This is a genomic window from Rhizobium sp. WSM409 (assembly GCF_057653825.1).
Genome location: NZ_CM172794.1, coordinates 1895109 through 1912634 on the forward strand (window position 1 = coordinate 1895109; position 17526 = coordinate 1912634).

The window sequence follows — 17526 nt, forward strand, 5'->3', positions numbered from 1 at the left end:
TCGTCCTCCCCATTCGCAGCCGCTCAGGCCGCATTGATCTCTTTCGTCATGTCGACGAGCGTCCATCCCGGCCGATAAGGGTTCGGCCGGCGACCCGTTTCCTGAAACCCGAAGGCGCTATAGAGCGCGATGTTCCGCTCCATCCGCGCATTGGTGTAGAGCCGGATCTCCGGCAAGGCCCATGCCCGCGCCTTGCCTTCCAGCCAGCGCAGCATTGCCAGTCCATGCCCGGCGCCCTGAAAGGCCGGCGAGACCGCGATGCTGAACAGCATGAGGTGATCGGAATGTTGCTCGACGACCACCAGGCCGGCCGTCTGCCCGTCGATCTCGCAGAGCCAGACCTCGCCGCGTTCGATCCGCGGCGCGTAATCCTCCGTCACCGGCATCGGCGGAGCGCCGAACAGCTCGCTATAGGGCCGATAGGCGGCTGCTGTCAGCGTCGCGATCGTTTCCAGATCATCGGGCGACGCCGTCCTCATCGTCATTCCGCCGCAACCGCCTTCTTCGCTGGCCGCCGCTCCAGCAATTCCTTCAGGAATTGCCCGGTATAGGACCGCTTTTCCTTGACGATCGCTTCCGGCGTGCCGGTCGCGACGATCTCGCCGCCGCCGTCGCCGCCTTCGGGGCCGAAATCGAGCACCCAGTCGGCCGTCTTGATGACTTCGAGATTGTGCTCGATCACCACCACCGAGTTACCCTGGTTGACCAGTTCGTGCAGCATTTCGAGCAGCTTGGCGACGTCGTGGAAATGCAGGCCGGTCGTCGGTTCATCGAGAATGTAGAGTGTGCGCCCCGTCGAGCGTTTCGACAGTTCCTTGGCGAGCTTGACGCGCTGCGCTTCGCCGCCCGAGAGCGTATTCGCCTGCTGGCCGACCTTGATATAACCGAGGCCGACATCCTTCAGCGATTGCAGCTTGTCGCGCACCGCAGGCACCGCCGCAAAGAAATCGACGCCTTCTTCCACCGTCATGTCGAGCACCTCGGCGATCGACTTCTGCTTGAAGGTGACATCGAGTGTCTCTCTGTTATAGCGCTTGCCGTGGCAGACATCGCAAGTGACGTAGACATCGGGCAGGAAGTGCATCTCGATCTTGATGACGCCGTCGCCCTGGCAGGCCTCGCAGCGTCCGCCTTTGACGTTGAACGAGAAGCGGCCCGGCTGGTAGCCGCGCGCCTTTGCCTCCGGCAGGCCGGCGAACCAGTCGCGGATCGGCGTGAAGGCGCCGGTATAGGTCGCCGGGTTCGAGCGCGGCGTACGGCCGATCGGCGACTGGTCGATGTCGATCACCTTGTCGATATGCTCGAAGCCGTCGATGCGATCGTGATCGGCCGGGTTTTCACGTGCGCCCATGACGCGGCGTGCCGCCGATTTATAAAGCGTCTCGATCAGGAAGGTGGATTTGCCGCCGCCGGAAACGCCGGTCACCGCCGTGAACACGCCGAGCGGGATCGACGCCGTGACATTCTTCAGATTGTTGCCGCGCGCCCCGACCACCTTGATCTCGCGGCCCTTCTTCGGCTTGCGGCGCTCATCGGGAACGGGAACGCCAAGTTCGCCGGAGAGATATTTACCGGTCAGCGAGTTCGGACTGTCCATGATGTCCTGCGGCGTACCATGGGCAATGACCTGACCGCCGTGAATGCCGGCCGCCGGGCCGATATCGACCACGTCGTCGGCCGTCATGATCGCATCCTCGTCATGTTCCACGACAATGACGGTGTTGCCGATGTCGCGCAGGTGCTTCAGCGTGTCGAGCAGCCGGGCATTGTCACGCTGATGCAAGCCGATCGACGGCTCGTCGAGCACATAGAGCACGCCCGTCAGCCCGGAGCCGATCTGCGAGGCAAGCCGGATGCGCTGGCTTTCGCCGCCCGACAGCGTGCCGGAATTGCGCGACAGGCTGAGATATTCCAGGCCGACATCATTGAGGAAGCGCAGCCGGTCGCGGATTTCCTTGAGGATGCGCACGGCAATCTCGTTCTGCTTGGCGTTGAAGCTTGCCGGCAGCGTCTCGAACCAATCGCGGGCAACACGGATCGACATACCAGTCACTTCGCCGATATGCAGCGTGTCGATCTTCACCGCCAAGGCCTCCGGCTTCAGGCGGAAGCCGTTGCAGGAAGGGCAGGGGGCCGCCGACATGAAGCGTTCGATATCTTCGCGCGCCCAAGCGGAGTCGGTCTCCTTCCAGCGGCGCTCGAGATTGGTGATGATGCCCTCGAAATTCTTCTGCGTCGTATAGGAGCGGGCGCCGTCGGCGTAGTGGAATTCGATCTTGTCGTTGGTTCCGTTGAGGATGACGTCTTTGGCCTCGTCGGTGAGATCGTTCCAGCGGGTGCCGAGCTTGAAGCCGTAATGTTTGCCGAGCGCTTCCAGCGTCTGATTGTAATAGGGCGAGGTCGACTTGGCCCAGGGCGCGATCGCCCCGTCGCGCAGCGTCCGCTCGGGCTCGGGCACGATCAGATCCGGATCGATCTTCTGCTGGGCGCCGAGGCCGTCACAGGTCGGGCAGGCGCCGAACGGGTTGTTGAAGGAGAACAGCCTGGGTTCGATCTCGGGAATGGTGAAGCCGGAGACCGGGCAAGCGAATTTTTCCGAAAACAGCACGCGCTCATGTGTCTCGTTCAGCGACTTGTTGGCCGAGCCGCCGGCCGACGTCTCTTCCAGCGGCAGCGGCTTGTCGGCGAATTCGGCGACCGCCAGCCCGTCGGCGAGTTTCAGGCAAGTCTCCAGACTGTCGGCCAGCCGCGCCGAGACATCCGAGCGCACGACGATGCGGTCGACCACCACGTCGATATCGTGCTTATATTTCTTGTCGAGCACCGGCGCTTCAGCGATCTCATAGAACTGGCCGTCGACCTTGACGCGCTGAAAACCCTTCTTCATCAGCTCGGCCAGCTCTTTTTTGTACTCGCCTTTGCGCCCGCGCACGAGTGGCGCAAGAATATAAAGACGGGTGCCCTCGCCGAAATCGAGAATGCGGTCGACCATCTGGCTGACGGTCTGGCTCTCGATCGGCAGGCCGGTCGCTGGCGAATAGGGAACGCCGACGCGGGCAAAGAGCAGGCGCATGTAGTCGTAGATCTCGGTGACGGTGCCGACCGTCGAGCGCGGATTGCGCGAGGTGGTCTTCTGCTCGATCGAGATCGCCGGCGACAGGCCGTCGATCTGGTCGACGTCGGGCTTCTGCATCATTTCGAGGAACTGCCGGGCATAGGCCGACAGGCTCTCGACATAACGCCGCTGGCCCTCGGCATAGATCGTGTCGAACGCAAGCGAGGACTTGCCGGAACCCGAAAGCCCGGTCATGACGATCAGCTTGTTACGCGGCAGATCGAGATCGATGCTCTTCAGATTATGCTCGCGCGCGCCGCGGATGGAGATCGTCTTCAGTTCGCTCATCGTCTCTGCTTTGGTTTTCTGGATAACAGCCCTTATTTAGTGATGCCGACGGGCGAGTCGAGGCTGAATATCCGCAAGGGCTCAAGGTTTTCGATTCTGTTGACAGGATCATACGGATAAACTAGAACAAATAAAGAACAAAATTCCTGATGAGTGCATGCGGCTTTCTGATGGGATAAAGATGTGGATTAAATGCCGCCCATGCGCATCGGCGGTCCGTGATGGTTTAAGGTGCGCCGATCGATTAAACGCCGCCGGGCAGGGCGGCAGGCAGGGTGAGAAGTATGGCTGGTAGTGTGAATAAGGTAATTCTGATTGGAAACGTCGGTGCGGACCCCGAAATCCGCCGCACTCAGGATGGCCGGCCGATCGCCAATCTTCGTATCGCGACCTCGGAGACGTGGCGCGATCGCAATTCCGGCGAGCGCCGTGAGAAGACCGAATGGCACACTGTCGTCGTCTTCAACGAGGGCCTCTGCAAGGTCGTCGAGCAATATGTGAAAAAGGGCGCCAAGCTCTATATCGAAGGCCAGCTGCAGACCCGCAAATGGCAGGACCAGCAGGGCCAGGATCGCTACAGCACGGAAGTGGTGCTGCAGGGTTTCGGTTCGACACTGACGATGCTCGACGGCCGCGGTGAAGGCGGCGGCGCGAGCGGCGGCCGTGGCAGTGGCGCCGGCGGCAACGATTATGGCGACGATTACGGCGCCCCGGCTCCCGCTTCATCGCCGAGCCGCGGCGGTGGCGGCGGCGGCAACTTCTCGCGGGATCTCGACGACGATATCCCGTTCTGATCGATAGCCTTTCCTGGCTTGGTGAGAGACGTGAGAGAGCATGATGCCTTGGATGGCGTCATGCTCTTTTTCTTTGATTTCGCGGCAGATGATTTAGACCACATCGGCCGGAATTTGGGGAATTCTGAATGAGCTGCCACATCTTTAATAGAGCTTCCGGTACGCGCCTCCGACTTTGGTTGGACGAGTCACCGCCGTCGATGGATTCAACTCGATGCCGTCTGTGGGAGAGTAAAGTTTTCGCCAGCGGAGAAGGCACTCCTCATCGGACGAACGTGGCTGCGGAAATAGCTCGGCCGGTTGGAGGCATGACTGTACATGGTCTGCTGTCAGTTACCCTGGATAAGTCCACTAAAACGCAAGGTCTGCAGGTGAATGTCCCGATTGAACGTACCAAGGGAGAGAGGTGGTCCCTATCACTTGCTCCAAGTCACCACAAAGTGCTTACCGGATTTGCCGCGGAATACATGCCGGGCCTGTTCAAGGGGATAGAGGATCTTGGTGAGGCTGCATTACCTAGTTTTGGAATTCTCTCCTTTGATCGAATGGCACATTCGGACATAGGTTCGTCGATAGATATTTTTCGCGAGTTGACGAGAGCTATCGTGCGCGCTTTGACTATGGAGCAGGTTCCTGAAACGCCGAATGAGGCGTTCGCACTTCTCGCAGTTTAGATTGAAAGGCGCTCAAGGTTTTTCAGTGCGGCGTCGCGCTGATGAGATTGAACGCCGACTTTGCCCCGTCGACGACGAATTGTGCGGCAAGCGCGGCGAGGATGACGCCGAGGAGTCGCGTCAGGATCGCCCGGCCGGTGACGCCGAGAAAACGGTCCAGCCTTTCGGCGATGAGCAGCATGACGAAGGTCAGGAGCAGATTGGCGGCAATGACGCCGATCAGCTGCGCTTTCCCGATCGAGGTGGCGAGCGTGCCGGCAAGCAGGATCGTCGCCGAGATCGCGCCCGGGCCGGCGATCAGCGGCAAGGCGAGCGGGAAGACGGCGATATTCTCGATATGATCCTTGGTGATCGCCGCCTCGGTCGCCTTCTCCTTGCGCTCCTGCCGCCTCTCGAACACCATCTCGAATGCGATCCAGAACAGCAGCAGCCCGCCGGCGATGCGGAAGGCGCCGATCGAAATCCCGAGCACCCCGAGCACGCCCGCGCCGAAAAGCGCGAAGACGGCAAGGATGATGAAGGCGATGACCGAGCCGCGCAGCGCCACCTGCTTGCGCTCGGTTCGGCTCATGCCCGTCGTCAGGCCCAGAAAGATCGGCGCAAGCCCCGGTGGATCGATGGTGACGAGCAGCGTCGTGAAGGCGTTGATCAATTGGTCGGCGCTTGCCATCGGCTCTCCGGAACCCCATATGGGTGCGTGGTTTTTATGATTGTGAAGCGGGGATTCCGATTTGGCAAATATCCCGCGGCGGCCCGCGGCGGATTTGTCCGGTCCGGCCGCGCAACTTGCATGTTTTACCCTCTTTAAGCCGCAAAAGCCTGTTCAAAACGCGCTGTGAAATTGGCGCGGCAACAGGCTTTCCGCTATAAATCTTCAAGTGATTCTAGAAGAGATCGTGATCTGTTTTGACTGAGCAAACACCCCCCGGCGGCGGGAAGCTCCCGCCAGGCATCGAGCCCATCTCCATCATGGAGGAAATGCAGCGGTCGTATCTCGATTACGCCATGAGCGTCATCGTCAGCCGCGCGCTGCCCGACGTGCGCGACGGCCTGAAGCCCGTGCACCGGCGCATCCTCTACGGCATGTCCGAACTCGGCATCGACTGGAACAAGAAATACGTCAAATGCGCCCGCGTCACCGGTGACGTGATGGGTAAATTCCATCCGCACGGCAATTCCGCGATCTATGATGCGCTCGCCCGCATGGCGCAGCCCTGGTCGCTGCGTCTGCCGCTGATCGACGGTCAGGGCAATTTCGGTTCGGTCGATGGTGATCCGCCGGCGGCCGAACGTTATACCGAATGCCGCCTCGAAAAGGCTGCCCACTCGCTGCTCGACGATCTCGACAAGGAAACCGTCGATTTCCGCGACAACTACGACGGCACGCTTTCCGAGCCGGTCGTGGTGCCCGCCAAGTTCCCGAACCTGCTCGTCAACGGCGCCGGCGGCATCGCAGTCGGCATGGCGACCAACATCCCGCCGCACAATCTCTCCGAAGTCATCGACGGCTGCATCGCGCTGATCGACGATCCGGCAATCGAGCTGCCGGAACTGATCCAGATCATTCCCGGTCCCGATTTCCCGACGGGCGCGAAGATCCTCGGCCGTGCCGGCATCCGCTCGGCTTATGAGACCGGCCGCGGCTCCGTCATCATGCGCGGTGTCGCCGCCATCGAGCCGATGCGCGGTGACCGCGAGCAGATCATCATCACCGAGATTCCCTACCAGGTGAACAAGGCGACGATGATCGAGAAGATGGCCGAGCTGGTGCGCGACAAGCGCATCGAAGGCATTTCCGATCTGCGCGACGAATCCGACCGCCAGGGGTATCGCGTTGTCGTCGAGCTGAAGCGCGATGCCAACGCCGATGTTATCCTCAACCAGCTCTATCGTTATACGCCGCTGCAGACGTCCTTCGGCTGCAACATGGTGGCGCTGAACGGTGGCAAGCCCGAACAGCTGACCCTGCTCGACATGCTGCGCGCTTTCGTCTCGTTCCGCGAGGAAGTCGTTAGCCGGAGAACGAAATTCCTGCTGCGCAAGGCGCGTGATCGCGCCCATGTGTTGGTTGGTCTCGCCATCGCCGTCGCCAATATCGACGAGGTCATCCGCGTCATCCGCCAGGCGCCCGATCCGCAGTCGGCTCGCGAAGAACTGATGACCCGCCGCTGGCCGGCGGAAGATGTCGAAAGCCTGATCCGTCTGATCGACGATCCGCGCCATCGCATCAACGAGGATCTGACTTACAACCTCTCCGAAGAGCAGGCCCGCGCCATCCTCGAATTGCGCCTTGCCCGCCTGACCGCGCTTGGCCGCGACGAAATCGGCGACGAACTCAACAAGATCGGCGAGGAAATCAAGGATTATCTCGATATCCTCTCCTCGCGCGTCCGCATCCAGACCATCGTCAAGGACGAACTTCTCGCCGTCCGCGACGAGTTCGGCACGCCGCGCCGCACCGAGATCGTCGATGGCGGTCTCGAAATGGACGACGAGGACCTGATCGCGCGTGAAGACATGGTCGTCACCGTCTCGCATCTCGGTTATATCAAGCGCGTGCCACTGACCACCTACCGCGCCCAGCGCCGAGGCGGCAAGGGCCGCTCCGGCATGACCACCCGCGACGCGGATTTCGTTAGCCGGCTATTCGTCGTCAACACTCATACGCCGGTTCTGTTCTTCTCCTCGCGCGGTATCGTCTACAAGGAGAAGGTCTGGCGCCTGCCGATCGGCACGCCGACCTCACGCGGCAAGGCACTGATCAACATGCTGCCGCTCGCACCCGGCGAGCGCATCACCACGATCCTGCCATTGCCCGAAGACGAGACGAGCTGGGACAATCTCGACGTCATGTTCTCGACCACGCGCGGCACGGTTCGCCGCAACAAGCTGTCGGATTTCGTCCAGGTCAACCGCAATGGCAAGATCGCCATGAAGCTGGAGGAGGAGGGCGACGAAATCCTCTCCGTCGAGACCTGCACGGAAAATGACGACGTGCTGCTCACGACGGCGCTCGGCCAGTGCATCCGCTTCTCCGTCGACGACGTCCGGGTCTTTGCCGGCCGCAACTCGATCGGCGTGCGTGGCATCAATCTCGGCGATAGCGACCGCATCATTTCCATGACGATCGTTGGTCATGTCGATGCCGAGCCGTGGGAGCGTGCTGCCTATCTCAAGCGTTCCGCCACCGAACGCCGGGCGACGGGCGTGGATGAAGAGGATATTGCGCTGGTCGGTGAAGAGGTCATCGAGGAGGGACAGCTCTCCGACGACCGCTATGACGAGCTGAGAGCACGCGAACAGTTCGTGCTCACCGTCTCCGAAAAGGGCTTCGGCAAGCGTTCGTCGTCCTACGACTTCCGCATTTCCGGCCGCGGCGGCAAGGGCATCCGCGCTACCGACACCTCGAAAACAGCCGAGATCGGCGAGCTGGTCGCGGCTTTTCCGATCGATGATGGCGACCAGATCATGCTGGTCTCCGATGGCGGTCAGCTGATCCGCGTGCCGGTCGGCGGCATCCGCATCGCCAGCCGCGCCACCAAGGGCGTCACCATCTTCTCGACGGCCAAGGACGAGAAGGTCGTCTCGGTCGAGCGCATCAGCGAGCCGGAGGAGGACGAGACGGAAGAGGCTGTCGAGATCGCCGAAGGCTCACCTGCTACTGAAGAAGGTGCTGCCGACGAAGGTGGCGGCGACGAGGCGCCGATTGCCGATGGCGATCCGGCCGGGCCTGCCGAGGAATGATCAAATGAACGGGGCGGCTTCGAGCCGCCCTTTTCTTTTCAAATCGGAGATGGTTCGGGACACGCCCAAAGAAAAAGCCGGACGCTGTGTGGCATCCGGCTTTGAATGGCCCTGGCGACGGAAGGGTGCCGCTCAAGGGTGGGAGAGGGCAGTAAGCGAGGAATGTCAGAATGCTCTATGTTTTTCATTCAGAGCCTTCACCTCTTCGCCTTCGCGCCGGAGCGCTGAAATCGTCGAGGCCACAGACACGATGAACATGACGCTGATAAGGGCGGTGAGCATTGTCAAGATCGTGAACATAGGCATTCCTTTCCTGGGGAGTTGCGTTCTCGCCCCTCAGTACTGGCCCAGCACGGCCGTCCGGGCCGAAGCGTAGGGTCCATAAACCTTGGACGTATCAACCTTCTGATCATAGAGAGCGACAGTTGCGGTCAGCATGCCCGTGACCATTACCATCCAGAGCACGTTAATCATCGTAATCTTGCCGGGCATTTTTAATCCTTCCGCGCCGCTCTAATGTATCGGTTGAATGAACGCATCCGTCTGTAAATGGTTCCGCCGGATGTTGATCGGGTGTTTACCAATGCCGATCTGAAGCGACCTTGAATGTCTCGTTCATCTGGCATTCAGATTCGCAGCTCGTTTTTCGCGCAGCCGACCCTGGATGCGCACGATCGCCGCGTGCTCGGCAAGCTCCGGCCGCACCCAGCTCATCTCGTATCGATCGGCGAAATAGCCATAGGCCATCTCGGCGGCGAGGGAGGAAACGACGGCAAGTGCAACAAGCACGATCAGCATGGATCTGGTCTTTCAGGGAGCGCGGATGCCGGAATGGCATCGGCTGCTTTGATGATCGGAGTTAAACAGATCCTATCTGAAACGGTCTTGAACGGGCCATTCATCCGTCGTTTAACCGCCCGGCGCATAACGGCCTTTTACGTGTCCGAAAAGACGCGCGGCGCTCTGGCCGGAGCTGGGCAAATCACTTGCGAGAAGGCGTCATCCGTGACAAAAGGCGTCAAACCAACGGTCGGGCCACATGACGACAGCTTTCTATCCGGGGTCCTTCGACCCGATCACCAATGGGCATGTGGATGTTCTGGTCCAGGCGCTCAACGTCGCAGAAAAGGTGATCGTCGGGATCGGCATCCATCCCGGCAAGGCGCCGCTCTTCTCCTTCGAAGAGAGAGCAGAGCTGATCCGCTGTTCGCTGGCCGAGGCGCTGCCCGGCAAGACCGGCGACATCGCCGTCGTCGCCTTCGACAATCTTGTCGTCGATGCCGCTCGCACCCATGGCGCCACGCTGTTGATCCGCGGTCTTCGCGACGGCACCGATCTCGATTACGAAATGCAGATGGCCGGCATGAACCGGACGATGGCGCCCGATATTCAGACCATCTTTTTGCCGGCGGGCACTGCCTCGCGGCCCATTACCGCCACATTGGTCCGCCAGATCGCCGCCATGGGCGGCGATGTCAGCGCTTTCGTGCCGGCCGCCGTCTTGCAAGCCCTCACATCCAAGCGCCCAAACTAGCAAGCGCAAAGACCAGGCGGAACCCGCCGCAATGGAGCTCATATGAAACTCTTTTATCTCGCATTTGCCGGCGTGTTGTATCTCGCCTCCTTCGCGGGGGATGCTTTTGCCCAGTCGGCCGATCACTATCTCACCATCCAGCTGAAGAACGGCCCAGTCGTCATCCAGCTCATGCCTGAGGTGGCGCCGAAGCATGTCGCCCAGATTGAAGCACTGGCCAAGAAGGGCGAATATGACAACGTCGCCTTCCACCGCGTCATTGACGGCTTCATGGCTCAGACCGGCGACGTCAAATACGGCAACATGGAAAAGGGCTTCGATGCGAGCCTCGCCGGCACCGGCTCGTCGGATATGCCTGATATCCCGGCTGAATTCTCCAAGACCCCGTTCGTGCGCGGCACGGTCGGCATGGCCCGCTCGCAGGATCCGAATTCCGCCAATTCGCAGTTCTTCATCATGTTCGCCGAAGGCTCCTTCCTGAACGGTCAGTACACCGTCGTCGGCAAGGTTGTTTCCGGCATGGAGAACGTCGACAAGATCAAGAAGGGTGAAGGCCAGAACGGCGAAGTCAAAAGCCCAGACCGGATGATCAAGGTCACCCTGGGCAAGAAGTAAGTTACGAGAGAAACAAGAGGAGAAGGCAAATGGCCGAGATCAAGGATCCCGAAAACACCGTCATTCTGGAAACCACCAAGGGCAAGGTTGTCATTCAGCTTTTGCCGCAGGTCGCCCCGGAACATGTCGCCCGCATCAAGGAACTCGCTCGCGAGAAGGCCTATGACGGCGTCGTCTTCCACCGCGTCATCCAGGATTTCATGGCCCAGACGGGCGATGTCGAATTCGGCAAGAAGGGCTCGGAAACCTTCAATCCCGGCCGCGCCGGCATGGGTGGCTCTTCGAAGCCGGATCTGAAGGCCGAATTCTCCGCGACCACGCATACGCGCGGCACCTGCTCGATGGCCCGTTCGCAGAACCCGAACTCGGCCAATTCGCAGTTCTTCATCTGCTTCACCGACGCGCCCTGGCTGAACAAGCAGTATTCCGTCTGGGGCCAGGTCATCGAAGGCATGGACAACGTCGACAAGATCAAGCGCGGCGAGCCGGTTTCCGATCCGGACTCGATCGTCTCCATGCGGGTTGCCGCCGACGTCTGATTGTGATTTCTGCTGAAACCCGCCTTTGCGCATAGCTGCGCGGGGCGGGTTTCGCTTTGCCTGAAAGTGCCCCGATGCGCGTAGACCTTTTCGATTTCGATCTGCCGGATGAACGCATCGCGTTGAGGCCTGCCGAGCCGCGCGACAGCGCGCGCCTGCTCGTCGTTGATCCGAATGCGGAAAGCCACCTGTCGGATCATCGCGTCGGCGATCTCACCTCCTTCCTGCGGGCTGGCGATGCGCTGGTCTTCAACGATACCAAGGTCATTCCCGCCCAACTCGAGGGCATCCGCCATCGCGACGGCGCCGGCGGCCAGCAGGTGTCTGCCACACTGCACATGCGCACCGGCCCCAACCGCTGGAAGGCCTTTGCCAAGCCGGGCAAGCGGATCAAACAGGGCGACCGCATCTCCTTCGGCCATTCCGGCGAAAGCTGTTTCCTCGGTTCGCTCGATGCCGCCGTCGAGGAAAAGGGCGAGGCCGGCGAGGTGACGCTACTGTTTGATCTCTCGGGCCCGGCGCTCGACGAGGCGATCGCCGCCGTCGGCCATATCCCGCTGCCACCCTATATCGCCGCCAAGCGCCCCGAGGATGAGCGCGACCGCGCCGATTACCAGACGATCTATGCTCGCGAGGAGGGCGCCGTTGCCGCCCCCACCGCCGGCCTGCATTTCACGCCTGCGCTGTTCGAAGCGCTCGACAAGGCCGGCATCGAACGCCATTTCGTCACGCTGCATGTCGGTGCCGGCACCTTCCTGCCGGTCAAGGCCGACGATACCGACGATCACAAGATGCATCTCGAAAGCGGCTATGTCAGCGCCGAGATCGCTGCCCGGCTGAATGCCGTGCGGGAAAGAGGCGGGCGCATCGTCTGTGTCGGCACGACCTCGTTACGGCTCGTCGAGAGCGCGGCCGAGGAAGGCGGAGAGATCATGCCCTGGGCCGGCGCTACCGGCATCTTCATCACGCCCGGTTACCGCTTCAAGGCGGTTGACATGCTGATGACCAATTTTCATCTGCCTCGCTCGACGCTGTTCATGTTGGTCGCGGCCTTTGCCGGCTTCGAGACCATGCACGCGGCTTATAAACACGCCATTTCGACGGGCTACCGCTTCTACTCTTACGGCGACGCGAGCCTTCTTTTCCGGAAAGACAAATGACAGACAACTTCAAATTCACCCTGAAGATGACCGATGCCGGCGCCCGCCTCGGCCAGATTTCCATGCCGCGCGGCGAGATCCGCACGCCGGCCTTCATGCCTGTTGGTACCGTCGGCACGGTCAAGGCGATGTATCTCGACCAGGTGCGCGAGACCGGCGCCGACATCATCCTCGGCAATACCTATCACCTGATGCTGCGCCCGACGGCCGAGCGTGTCGCCCGCCTTGGCGGCCTGCATAAGCTCATTCGCTGGGAGCACCCGATCCTGACCGATTCCGGCGGCTTCCAGGTGATGTCGCTGTCCGGCCTGCGTAAGCTCGACGAACAGGGCGTTACGTTCAAGTCGCATGTCGACGGCAGCCTGCACCATATGTCGCCGGAACGCTCCATCGAAATCCAGGGGCTGCTCGGCTCCGACATCCAGATGCAGCTCGACGAATGCGTGGCGCTGCCGGCCGAGCCGAAGGAGATCGAGCGGGCCATGGAAATGTCGCTGCGCTGGGCCGAGCGCTGCAGGGTCGCCTTCGGCGAGCAGCCCGGCAAGGCGATGTTCGGCATCGTCCAGGGCGGCGATATCCCGGCACTGCGCATCCGCTCGGCCGAGGCGTTGAGCCAGCTCGACCTCAAAGGATATGCGATCGGCGGCCTTGCCGTCGGTGAGCCGCAGGACGTTATGCTGCAGATGCTGGAAACGACGCTGCCGGTCCTTCCTCTGGAAAAGCCGCGTTACCTCATGGGCGTCGGCACGCCTGACGATATCCTGAAATCGGTCGCGCGCGGCATCGACATGTTTGACTGCGTCATGCCGACCCGTTCCGGTCGTCACGGTCTGGCTTTTACCCGCCGCGGCAAGGTCAATATCCGCAATGCCCGCCATGCCGAGGATATGCGCCCGCTCGACGAACAGTCGAACTGCCCGGCCTCGCGCGATTATTCGCGTGCCTACCTGCACCATCTCGTCCGCTCCAACGAAGCGCTTGGTGGCATGCTCCTCTCCTGGAACAACCTCGCCTATTATCAGGAACTGATGCAGGGCATCCGCAAAGCGATCGCCGAAGGCCGATTCGCCGATTTCATGGCGGAAACGCAGGAGGAATGGGCGAGGGGCGATCTCGAACCAGTGTAAGTCTATTCCGCCCCCGCGTTGCTTACCGCAGGAACTGCGGACGCCGGGTTTGGCACAACCATCATTTTAAGTTTTTTGCGCACTGGCTCGTCGAAGTGAATAGCGGCGATGCCAGCCACAATGAAAATTCCGACTACGACGACCATACCGGCTGCCGGAGAAGCAGGAAGGTCAAAGCCCTTTTGCCGCAGTGACTGCAGCAGACTGAAGATGGGGCTATGCAGGATATAAATCGGATAGGAAAGCCTCCCGAGCCAACGGAATACCAGCTCGACCAGGCCGGTCTGTCTCGTGCGCATCGCAAGCCAGACAATGGCCGGGAAGACCACGAGGCATATTAAAAAATCAAAATACGGGAAACCGAAGAATATGCGGGCTGGTATGTTGGTTATGAAGATCAGACAAGCACAGAGAAAAAGGCCTATAACGTTGCCGTTATTGGCTGTATTCGGTTTCTGGACCTCATATAACCTGTAAAGGCAGATTCCGAGCGAGAACGAGAACAGCACTCTTGAAAAGCCAAATCTGAAATCGCCCGCCTCGGGACCAATATCGAAATTACCTCCGACCAATGCCCCATAGATGGTGATGCCGGCCGCCGCCAGGGCGATGGCGAGCAAGCTTCTGAATGACAGTCGTATCAGAAGCATGGAGAACAGCACTCCGGCCCAGAGCTCGAAGAAGAGTGACCAGCTAGGCCCGTTGAAGGGAAAGATACCTTCCTGGCTTGCGCTTGGAATGAACAGGATTGCCCTCAGCAGAAGGTCCGCCAGGGTGGAGTAGTCCAACCCGTTTTTAAGTGCATAGCTGAAAAGGCCAATCGGAAGCGAAAGAAGATAAAGAGGATAAAGCCGAATGATACGCTGTAGGAGAAGCCCGGCGGGCGAAATCTGCCCTGTTATCAGTCGCTTCTCATATGAATTTGTAAGAACGACGCCGCTCAACAGAAAGAAGAAGTCAACGGCAAGGTAACTGATATTCGCCGGGATCGGACCCAGAGTACCACCCGTGTGGAGGAACATGACCATGATAGCCGCAATTCCTCGCAACGCCTCAAGAGCTGTAAAAAATTGCTTACCAGCGTTCACCGCAACAACCCTCCGTTGGCACTTTGTTACTCCAGGAGGATTTCGAAATTGTTATTGCAACGAAACCGTGCGGTCGGTTGAGTTTCCACCAAAGAGTGGAAACAGCGCGTCAGATGCCCTTGCTGTCCGCATCGGGCATGATCTGCACGCCGTTGATCCTGTAGCCGCCGTCCGGTTGGCGGATGATCTGGTAGATCGCCGTCCAATCCTTGCCGTCGCGGCCTGAGATCAGCACCTCGTGATAGATCAGCGCGCCGTTGTCGATCGAGCGGCTGCGTCCGAAGGCGTAATTGCCGGGGTGATAGACCGGCTCGTAGCTCTTTTTCACCATGGCGAAGAACAGGTTCTTGTCGGGATATAGTGCCCGGATGCCGGGAGCGGCGAAGGAATAGGCGGTCTCGGCATCGTCCTTGAGGAAGGCCTTGATCTGGGCCTCGATCATCGTCCGCGTCGTGTCGATCGGATCTTCGGCGCGGGCCGATACAGGGGAGAGGGCGGACGCGGCACACAGAATGAGAACTGCGAAGAAGGCGCGCATGGGGGATCTCCGGCTCTATCGGGGAACGACCTCCGATAGAGTAGAAGTGTAGGCGATTTCTAGCGCAAGGAAAGCGGACTTTACGACCAGCGGCGGAACAGGGCACTGGCATTCACCCCGCCGAAGCCGAAACCGTTGGTGATCGCATAGTCCATCACGACTGGCCGCGCCGTCTTGCCGACGATATCGATGCCGTCGGCATCAGGATCAGCCTCATCGAGGTTGCGGGTCGGAGGCGCGATCTGGTCGCGCAGCGCCAGGATAGTGAAGATCGCTTCCAGCCCGCCGGCCGCTCCAAGCAGGTGGCCGGTCGCCGATTTTGTCGCGCTGACGGCAATGCCGCCGTCGCGGCCGAAGACCGTGCCGATCGCCGCGATCTCGCCTCTGTCCCCGACCGGTGTCGAGGTCGCATGCGCGTTCAGATGCCTGACCTCTGAAGCCGGGATCTTCGCTTGCCTGAGTGCTGCCTCCATCGCCCGGCGGGCGCCGTCGCCGTCTTCGGGGCCTGAGGTCATGTGGTAGGCGTCCGCCGCCGTGCCGTAGCCGACGAGTTCGGCAAGCGGTGTGGCGCCACGGGCAAGTGCATGCTCCAGCGTTTCGATGACCAGGATGCCGGCGCCTTCGCCCATGATGAAACCGTCGCGGGCCACGTCGAAGGGGCGCGACGCCAACTCCGGCGTCTCGTTGAAGCCGGTGGAAAGGGCACGGGCAGCGGCAAAGCCGCCGAGGCTCACCTTGTCGATGCAGGCCTCGGCACCGCCGCAGATCGCCACATCCGCTTCACCGGAGCGGATCAGCCGCGCCGCATCGCCGATTGCCTGGACGCTGGCCGCGCAGGCCGTCACCGGCGCCCCGAGCGGCCCCTTGAAGCCATAACGGATGCTGACCTGGCCGGCGGCGAGGTTGACGAGAAAAGAGGGCACGGTGAAGGGCGACAGCCGCCGCACGCCGCGCGTTTCGCCAATCCGCACCGCTTCGGCGATCGCCGGAAAGCCGCCAACCCCCGACGCGATGATCGTTGCCGTGCGCTGGCGCTCGCCTTCGTCGGTCGGCATCCAGCCTGCCTGTTTTACTGCTTCCTCCGTCGCCGCCATGGCGAAGTGGATGAAGCGGTCCATCTTCTTCTGGTCCTTGGGCGTGATGTAACGGTCGGGATCAAAACCGGCCTCAGCATCTTCCGCGATACCGGGAACGATGCCTCCAACCTTGGCCGAGAGCTCGCCGACGATATCCTCCGCCAGCACCCTCAACCCGGAAACGCCGTCGAGAAGACGCTTCCATGCAGGTTCGACGCCGGTGCCGAGTGGCGAGACAAGTCCCATGCCGGTGACAACGATGCGATCCATTTCCTTTTCCTTTCTATGCGTCGATGCCGAGATACCAGGCGCGCATGCGGGCGATCCGCTCGTGCACCTCGTCGTCGGCGGCGGGGCCTGCAAGCAGGCTGGTGTTTTCGGGGGTCACTTGTTCGCCGGTGCGCGCATCGACCAGCATCGTCTCGCGCACTCTGCCGGAAGCGGCATCGCCCAAGAGAAAGGAGAGGTCCTCTTCGGGGATGTGCCGGTTTCCCCAGGAAAACAGCGTCATCAGAACAGGAAAGAAATCACGGCCCTTTTCCGTCAGCAGATATTCGTAGCGGGCAGGGCGATGATGATAGAGCCGCCGTTTGAACAGGCCCTTTTCCGTCAGATGTTTGAGCCGCCGCGTCAGGATGTTCGGCGCCACGCCGAGGCTTTTCTGGAATTCGTCGAAGCGCGAAAGCCCCTGGAAGGCGTCGCGCAGGATCAGCATGCTCCACCAGTCGCCAACGCTGTCGAGCGCGCGTGCCGCCGGGCATTTGAAGTCGCTGAAGCTTGTCCTTTGCATGGCCGATGTCACTATAGCAGTAACTATCATCATGCAAGTTACTATCTGTTGTCGCCCTCGAAAATGCGGGCGAGCACAATGCCTGTGACGAGCATGCCGACTGCCACGAAGATCGTGTCACCCGGCGTGCCGATATAGAGCGGCCCGACATTGGCAAAGAGCAGGAAGGCGATGAGGAAATTCGCCCATCCCCAGACGACATTGGCTGTCGGCGAGCCGAGCTTTGCGCCTTGCGCGAAGGGAATCCGGAACGGCCTGCCGCTGACGCCGTTGACGAAATGTGGGACGCCGTTGGTCAAAAATGCCGCGGCGACGAAATGGGCGATATAGGCGATCCAGGGCAAAGGCTTCTCCGTTGCGGCACGAGTAGTGTCAACGGAGAATGTGGCCGGGATTTAGGCTCCGGCAAGAGGGAGAGATGCGACCGCCCGTGACGCTTTGGGC

At 60.8% G+C, this 17526-nt stretch carries 17 protein-coding genes and 1 pseudogene; 8 read left to right on the forward strand and 10 right to left on the reverse strand.

Going from position 1 to position 17526, the window contains the following annotated elements:
* Positions 1-23 precede the first annotated feature (23 nt).
* Together AC25BC_RS09610 and uvrA are read right to left on the reverse strand one after the other, a co-directional pair.
* Positions 24-485 carry a GNAT family N-acetyltransferase gene (locus tag AC25BC_RS09610; RefSeq protein WP_012757438.1) on the reverse strand — a complete coding sequence of 154 codons (462 nt, stop codon included), beginning with the start codon at positions 483-485 and terminating at the stop codon, positions 24-26.
* Entirely contained in the window at positions 482-3403 is a 2922-nt protein-coding gene (gene uvrA, locus AC25BC_RS09615; protein WP_012757439.1) for an excinuclease ABC subunit UvrA, read from the reverse strand. The genes AC25BC_RS09610 and uvrA overlap by 4 nt, the downstream gene beginning before the upstream one ends.
* Before the next feature lie 284 nt (positions 3404-3687).
* On the opposite strand from uvrA, the gene AC25BC_RS09620 reads away from it, so the two are divergent.
* A complete protein-coding gene (locus AC25BC_RS09620) occupies positions 3688-4197 on the forward strand; it encodes a single-stranded DNA-binding protein (protein ID WP_012757440.1) in 510 nt (169 codons plus the stop codon).
* 308 nt (positions 4198-4505) lie between these two features.
* Entirely contained in the window at positions 4506-4871 is a 366-nt protein-coding gene (locus tag AC25BC_RS09625; RefSeq protein ID WP_017994061.1) for a hypothetical protein, read from the forward strand.
* Between the two features lie 22 nt (positions 4872-4893).
* On the opposite strand, the gene AC25BC_RS09630 is transcribed toward AC25BC_RS09625, so the two are convergent.
* The gene (locus AC25BC_RS09630; protein WP_012757442.1) at positions 4894-5541 is read right to left on the reverse strand and encodes a MarC family protein; all 648 of its coding nucleotides are present in this window, start codon (positions 5539-5541) and stop codon (positions 4894-4896) included.
* 236 nt (positions 5542-5777) lie between these two features.
* Between AC25BC_RS09630 and gyrA the strand changes: the two genes are divergently transcribed.
* Complete coding sequence (gene gyrA, locus AC25BC_RS09635) at positions 5778-8615, forward strand: DNA gyrase subunit A (protein WP_012757443.1); 2838 nt, start codon at positions 5778-5780, stop codon at positions 8613-8615.
* A gap of 336 nt (positions 8616-8951) precedes the next feature.
* Here gyrA and AC25BC_RS09640 read toward each other — a convergent pair whose 3' ends face one another.
* Both AC25BC_RS09640 and AC25BC_RS09645 read right to left on the reverse strand, forming a co-directional pair.
* On the reverse strand, positions 8952-9107 hold the full coding sequence (locus tag AC25BC_RS09640) for a hypothetical protein (RefSeq protein WP_003539654.1): 156 nt from the start codon (positions 9105-9107) through the stop codon (positions 8952-8954).
* A 123-nt stretch (positions 9108-9230) separates the two neighbouring features.
* Positions 9231-9517: pseudogene (locus AC25BC_RS09645) on the reverse strand (hypothetical protein).
* Between the two features lie 137 nt (positions 9518-9654).
* Here AC25BC_RS09645 and coaD point away from each other — a divergent pair.
* From coaD to tgt, 5 genes are all read left to right on the forward strand, one after another.
* A complete protein-coding gene (gene coaD, locus AC25BC_RS09650) occupies positions 9655-10149 on the forward strand; it encodes a pantetheine-phosphate adenylyltransferase (RefSeq protein ID WP_012757446.1) in 495 nt (164 codons plus the stop codon).
* A 42-nt stretch (positions 10150-10191) separates the two neighbouring features.
* Entirely contained in the window at positions 10192-10764 is a 573-nt protein-coding gene (locus tag AC25BC_RS09655) for a peptidylprolyl isomerase (protein ID WP_012757447.1), read from the forward strand.
* A 29-nt stretch (positions 10765-10793) separates the two neighbouring features.
* Positions 10794-11303 carry a peptidylprolyl isomerase gene (locus tag AC25BC_RS09660; RefSeq protein ID WP_003559389.1) on the forward strand — a complete coding sequence of 170 codons (510 nt, stop codon included), beginning with the start codon at positions 10794-10796 and terminating at the stop codon, positions 11301-11303.
* A 74-nt stretch (positions 11304-11377) separates the two neighbouring features.
* Positions 11378-12463 carry a tRNA preQ1(34) S-adenosylmethionine ribosyltransferase-isomerase QueA gene (queA, locus tag AC25BC_RS09665; RefSeq protein ID WP_012757448.1) on the forward strand — a complete coding sequence of 362 codons (1086 nt, stop codon included), beginning with the start codon at positions 11378-11380 and terminating at the stop codon, positions 12461-12463.
* Positions 12460-13590, forward strand: coding sequence for a tRNA guanosine(34) transglycosylase Tgt (tgt, locus tag AC25BC_RS09670; protein ID WP_017994066.1), 1131 nt, complete (start codon positions 12460-12462; stop codon positions 13588-13590). The genes queA and tgt overlap by 4 nt, the downstream gene beginning before the upstream one ends.
* Positions 13591-13592: 2 nt before the next feature.
* Here tgt and AC25BC_RS09675 read toward each other — a convergent pair whose 3' ends face one another.
* The 5 genes from AC25BC_RS09675 to AC25BC_RS09695 all read right to left on the reverse strand — a co-directional run bounded on the left by AC25BC_RS09675 (position 13593) and on the right by AC25BC_RS09695 (position 17426).
* Positions 13593-14678, reverse strand: coding sequence for an acyltransferase family protein (locus AC25BC_RS09675; RefSeq protein WP_041935524.1), 1086 nt, complete (start codon positions 14676-14678; stop codon positions 13593-13595).
* A gap of 109 nt (positions 14679-14787) precedes the next feature.
* Positions 14788-15216: a DUF4864 domain-containing protein gene (locus AC25BC_RS09680; protein ID WP_012757451.1), complete on the reverse strand. Its 429-nt coding sequence runs from the start codon at positions 15214-15216 to the stop codon at positions 14788-14790.
* 80 nt (positions 15217-15296) lie between these two features.
* A complete protein-coding gene (gene fabF / locus AC25BC_RS09685) occupies positions 15297-16562 on the reverse strand; it encodes a beta-ketoacyl-ACP synthase II (RefSeq protein WP_012757452.1) in 1266 nt (421 codons plus the stop codon).
* Between the two features lie 13 nt (positions 16563-16575).
* Positions 16576-17082: a winged helix-turn-helix transcriptional regulator gene (locus AC25BC_RS09690; RefSeq protein ID WP_012757453.1), complete on the reverse strand. Its 507-nt coding sequence runs from the start codon at positions 17080-17082 to the stop codon at positions 16576-16578.
* A gap of 41 nt (positions 17083-17123) precedes the next feature.
* Positions 17124-17426, reverse strand: a complete 303-nt coding sequence (locus AC25BC_RS09695; protein WP_012757454.1) for a hypothetical protein — start codon at positions 17424-17426, stop codon at positions 17124-17126.
* Positions 17427-17526: the final 100 nt, after the last annotated feature.

Coding starts and splice junctions, on each gene's coding strand:
- AC25BC_RS09610 (WP_012757438.1), bottom strand. CDS start 485: ATGACGATGAGGACGGCGTCGCCCGATGATCTGGAAACGATCGCGACG.
- uvrA (WP_012757439.1), bottom strand. CDS start 3,403: ATGAGCGAACTGAAGACGATCTCCATCCGCGGCGCGCGCGAGCATAAT.
- AC25BC_RS09620 (WP_012757440.1), top strand. CDS start 3,688: ATGGCTGGTAGTGTGAATAAGGTAATTCTGATTGGAAACGTCGGTGCG.
- AC25BC_RS09625 (WP_017994061.1), top strand. CDS start 4,506: ATGACTGTACATGGTCTGCTGTCAGTTACCCTGGATAAGTCCACTAAA.
- AC25BC_RS09630 (WP_012757442.1), bottom strand. CDS start 5,541: ATGGCAAGCGCCGACCAATTGATCAACGCCTTCACGACGCTGCTCGTC.
- AC25BC_RS09640 (WP_003539654.1), bottom strand. CDS start 9,107: ATGCCCGGCAAGATTACGATGATTAACGTGCTCTGGATGGTAATGGTC.
- coaD (WP_012757446.1), top strand. CDS start 9,655: ATGACGACAGCTTTCTATCCGGGGTCCTTCGACCCGATCACCAATGGG.
- AC25BC_RS09655 (WP_012757447.1), top strand. CDS start 10,192: ATGAAACTCTTTTATCTCGCATTTGCCGGCGTGTTGTATCTCGCCTCC.
- AC25BC_RS09660 (WP_003559389.1), top strand. CDS start 10,794: ATGGCCGAGATCAAGGATCCCGAAAACACCGTCATTCTGGAAACCACC.
- queA (WP_012757448.1), top strand. CDS start 11,378: ATGCGCGTAGACCTTTTCGATTTCGATCTGCCGGATGAACGCATCGCG.
- tgt (WP_017994066.1), top strand. CDS start 12,460: ATGACAGACAACTTCAAATTCACCCTGAAGATGACCGATGCCGGCGCC.
- AC25BC_RS09680 (WP_012757451.1), bottom strand. CDS start 15,216: ATGCGCGCCTTCTTCGCAGTTCTCATTCTGTGTGCCGCGTCCGCCCTC.
- fabF (WP_012757452.1), bottom strand. CDS start 16,562: ATGGATCGCATCGTTGTCACCGGCATGGGACTTGTCTCGCCACTCGGC.
- AC25BC_RS09690 (WP_012757453.1), bottom strand. CDS start 17,082: ATGCAAAGGACAAGCTTCAGCGACTTCAAATGCCCGGCGGCACGCGCG.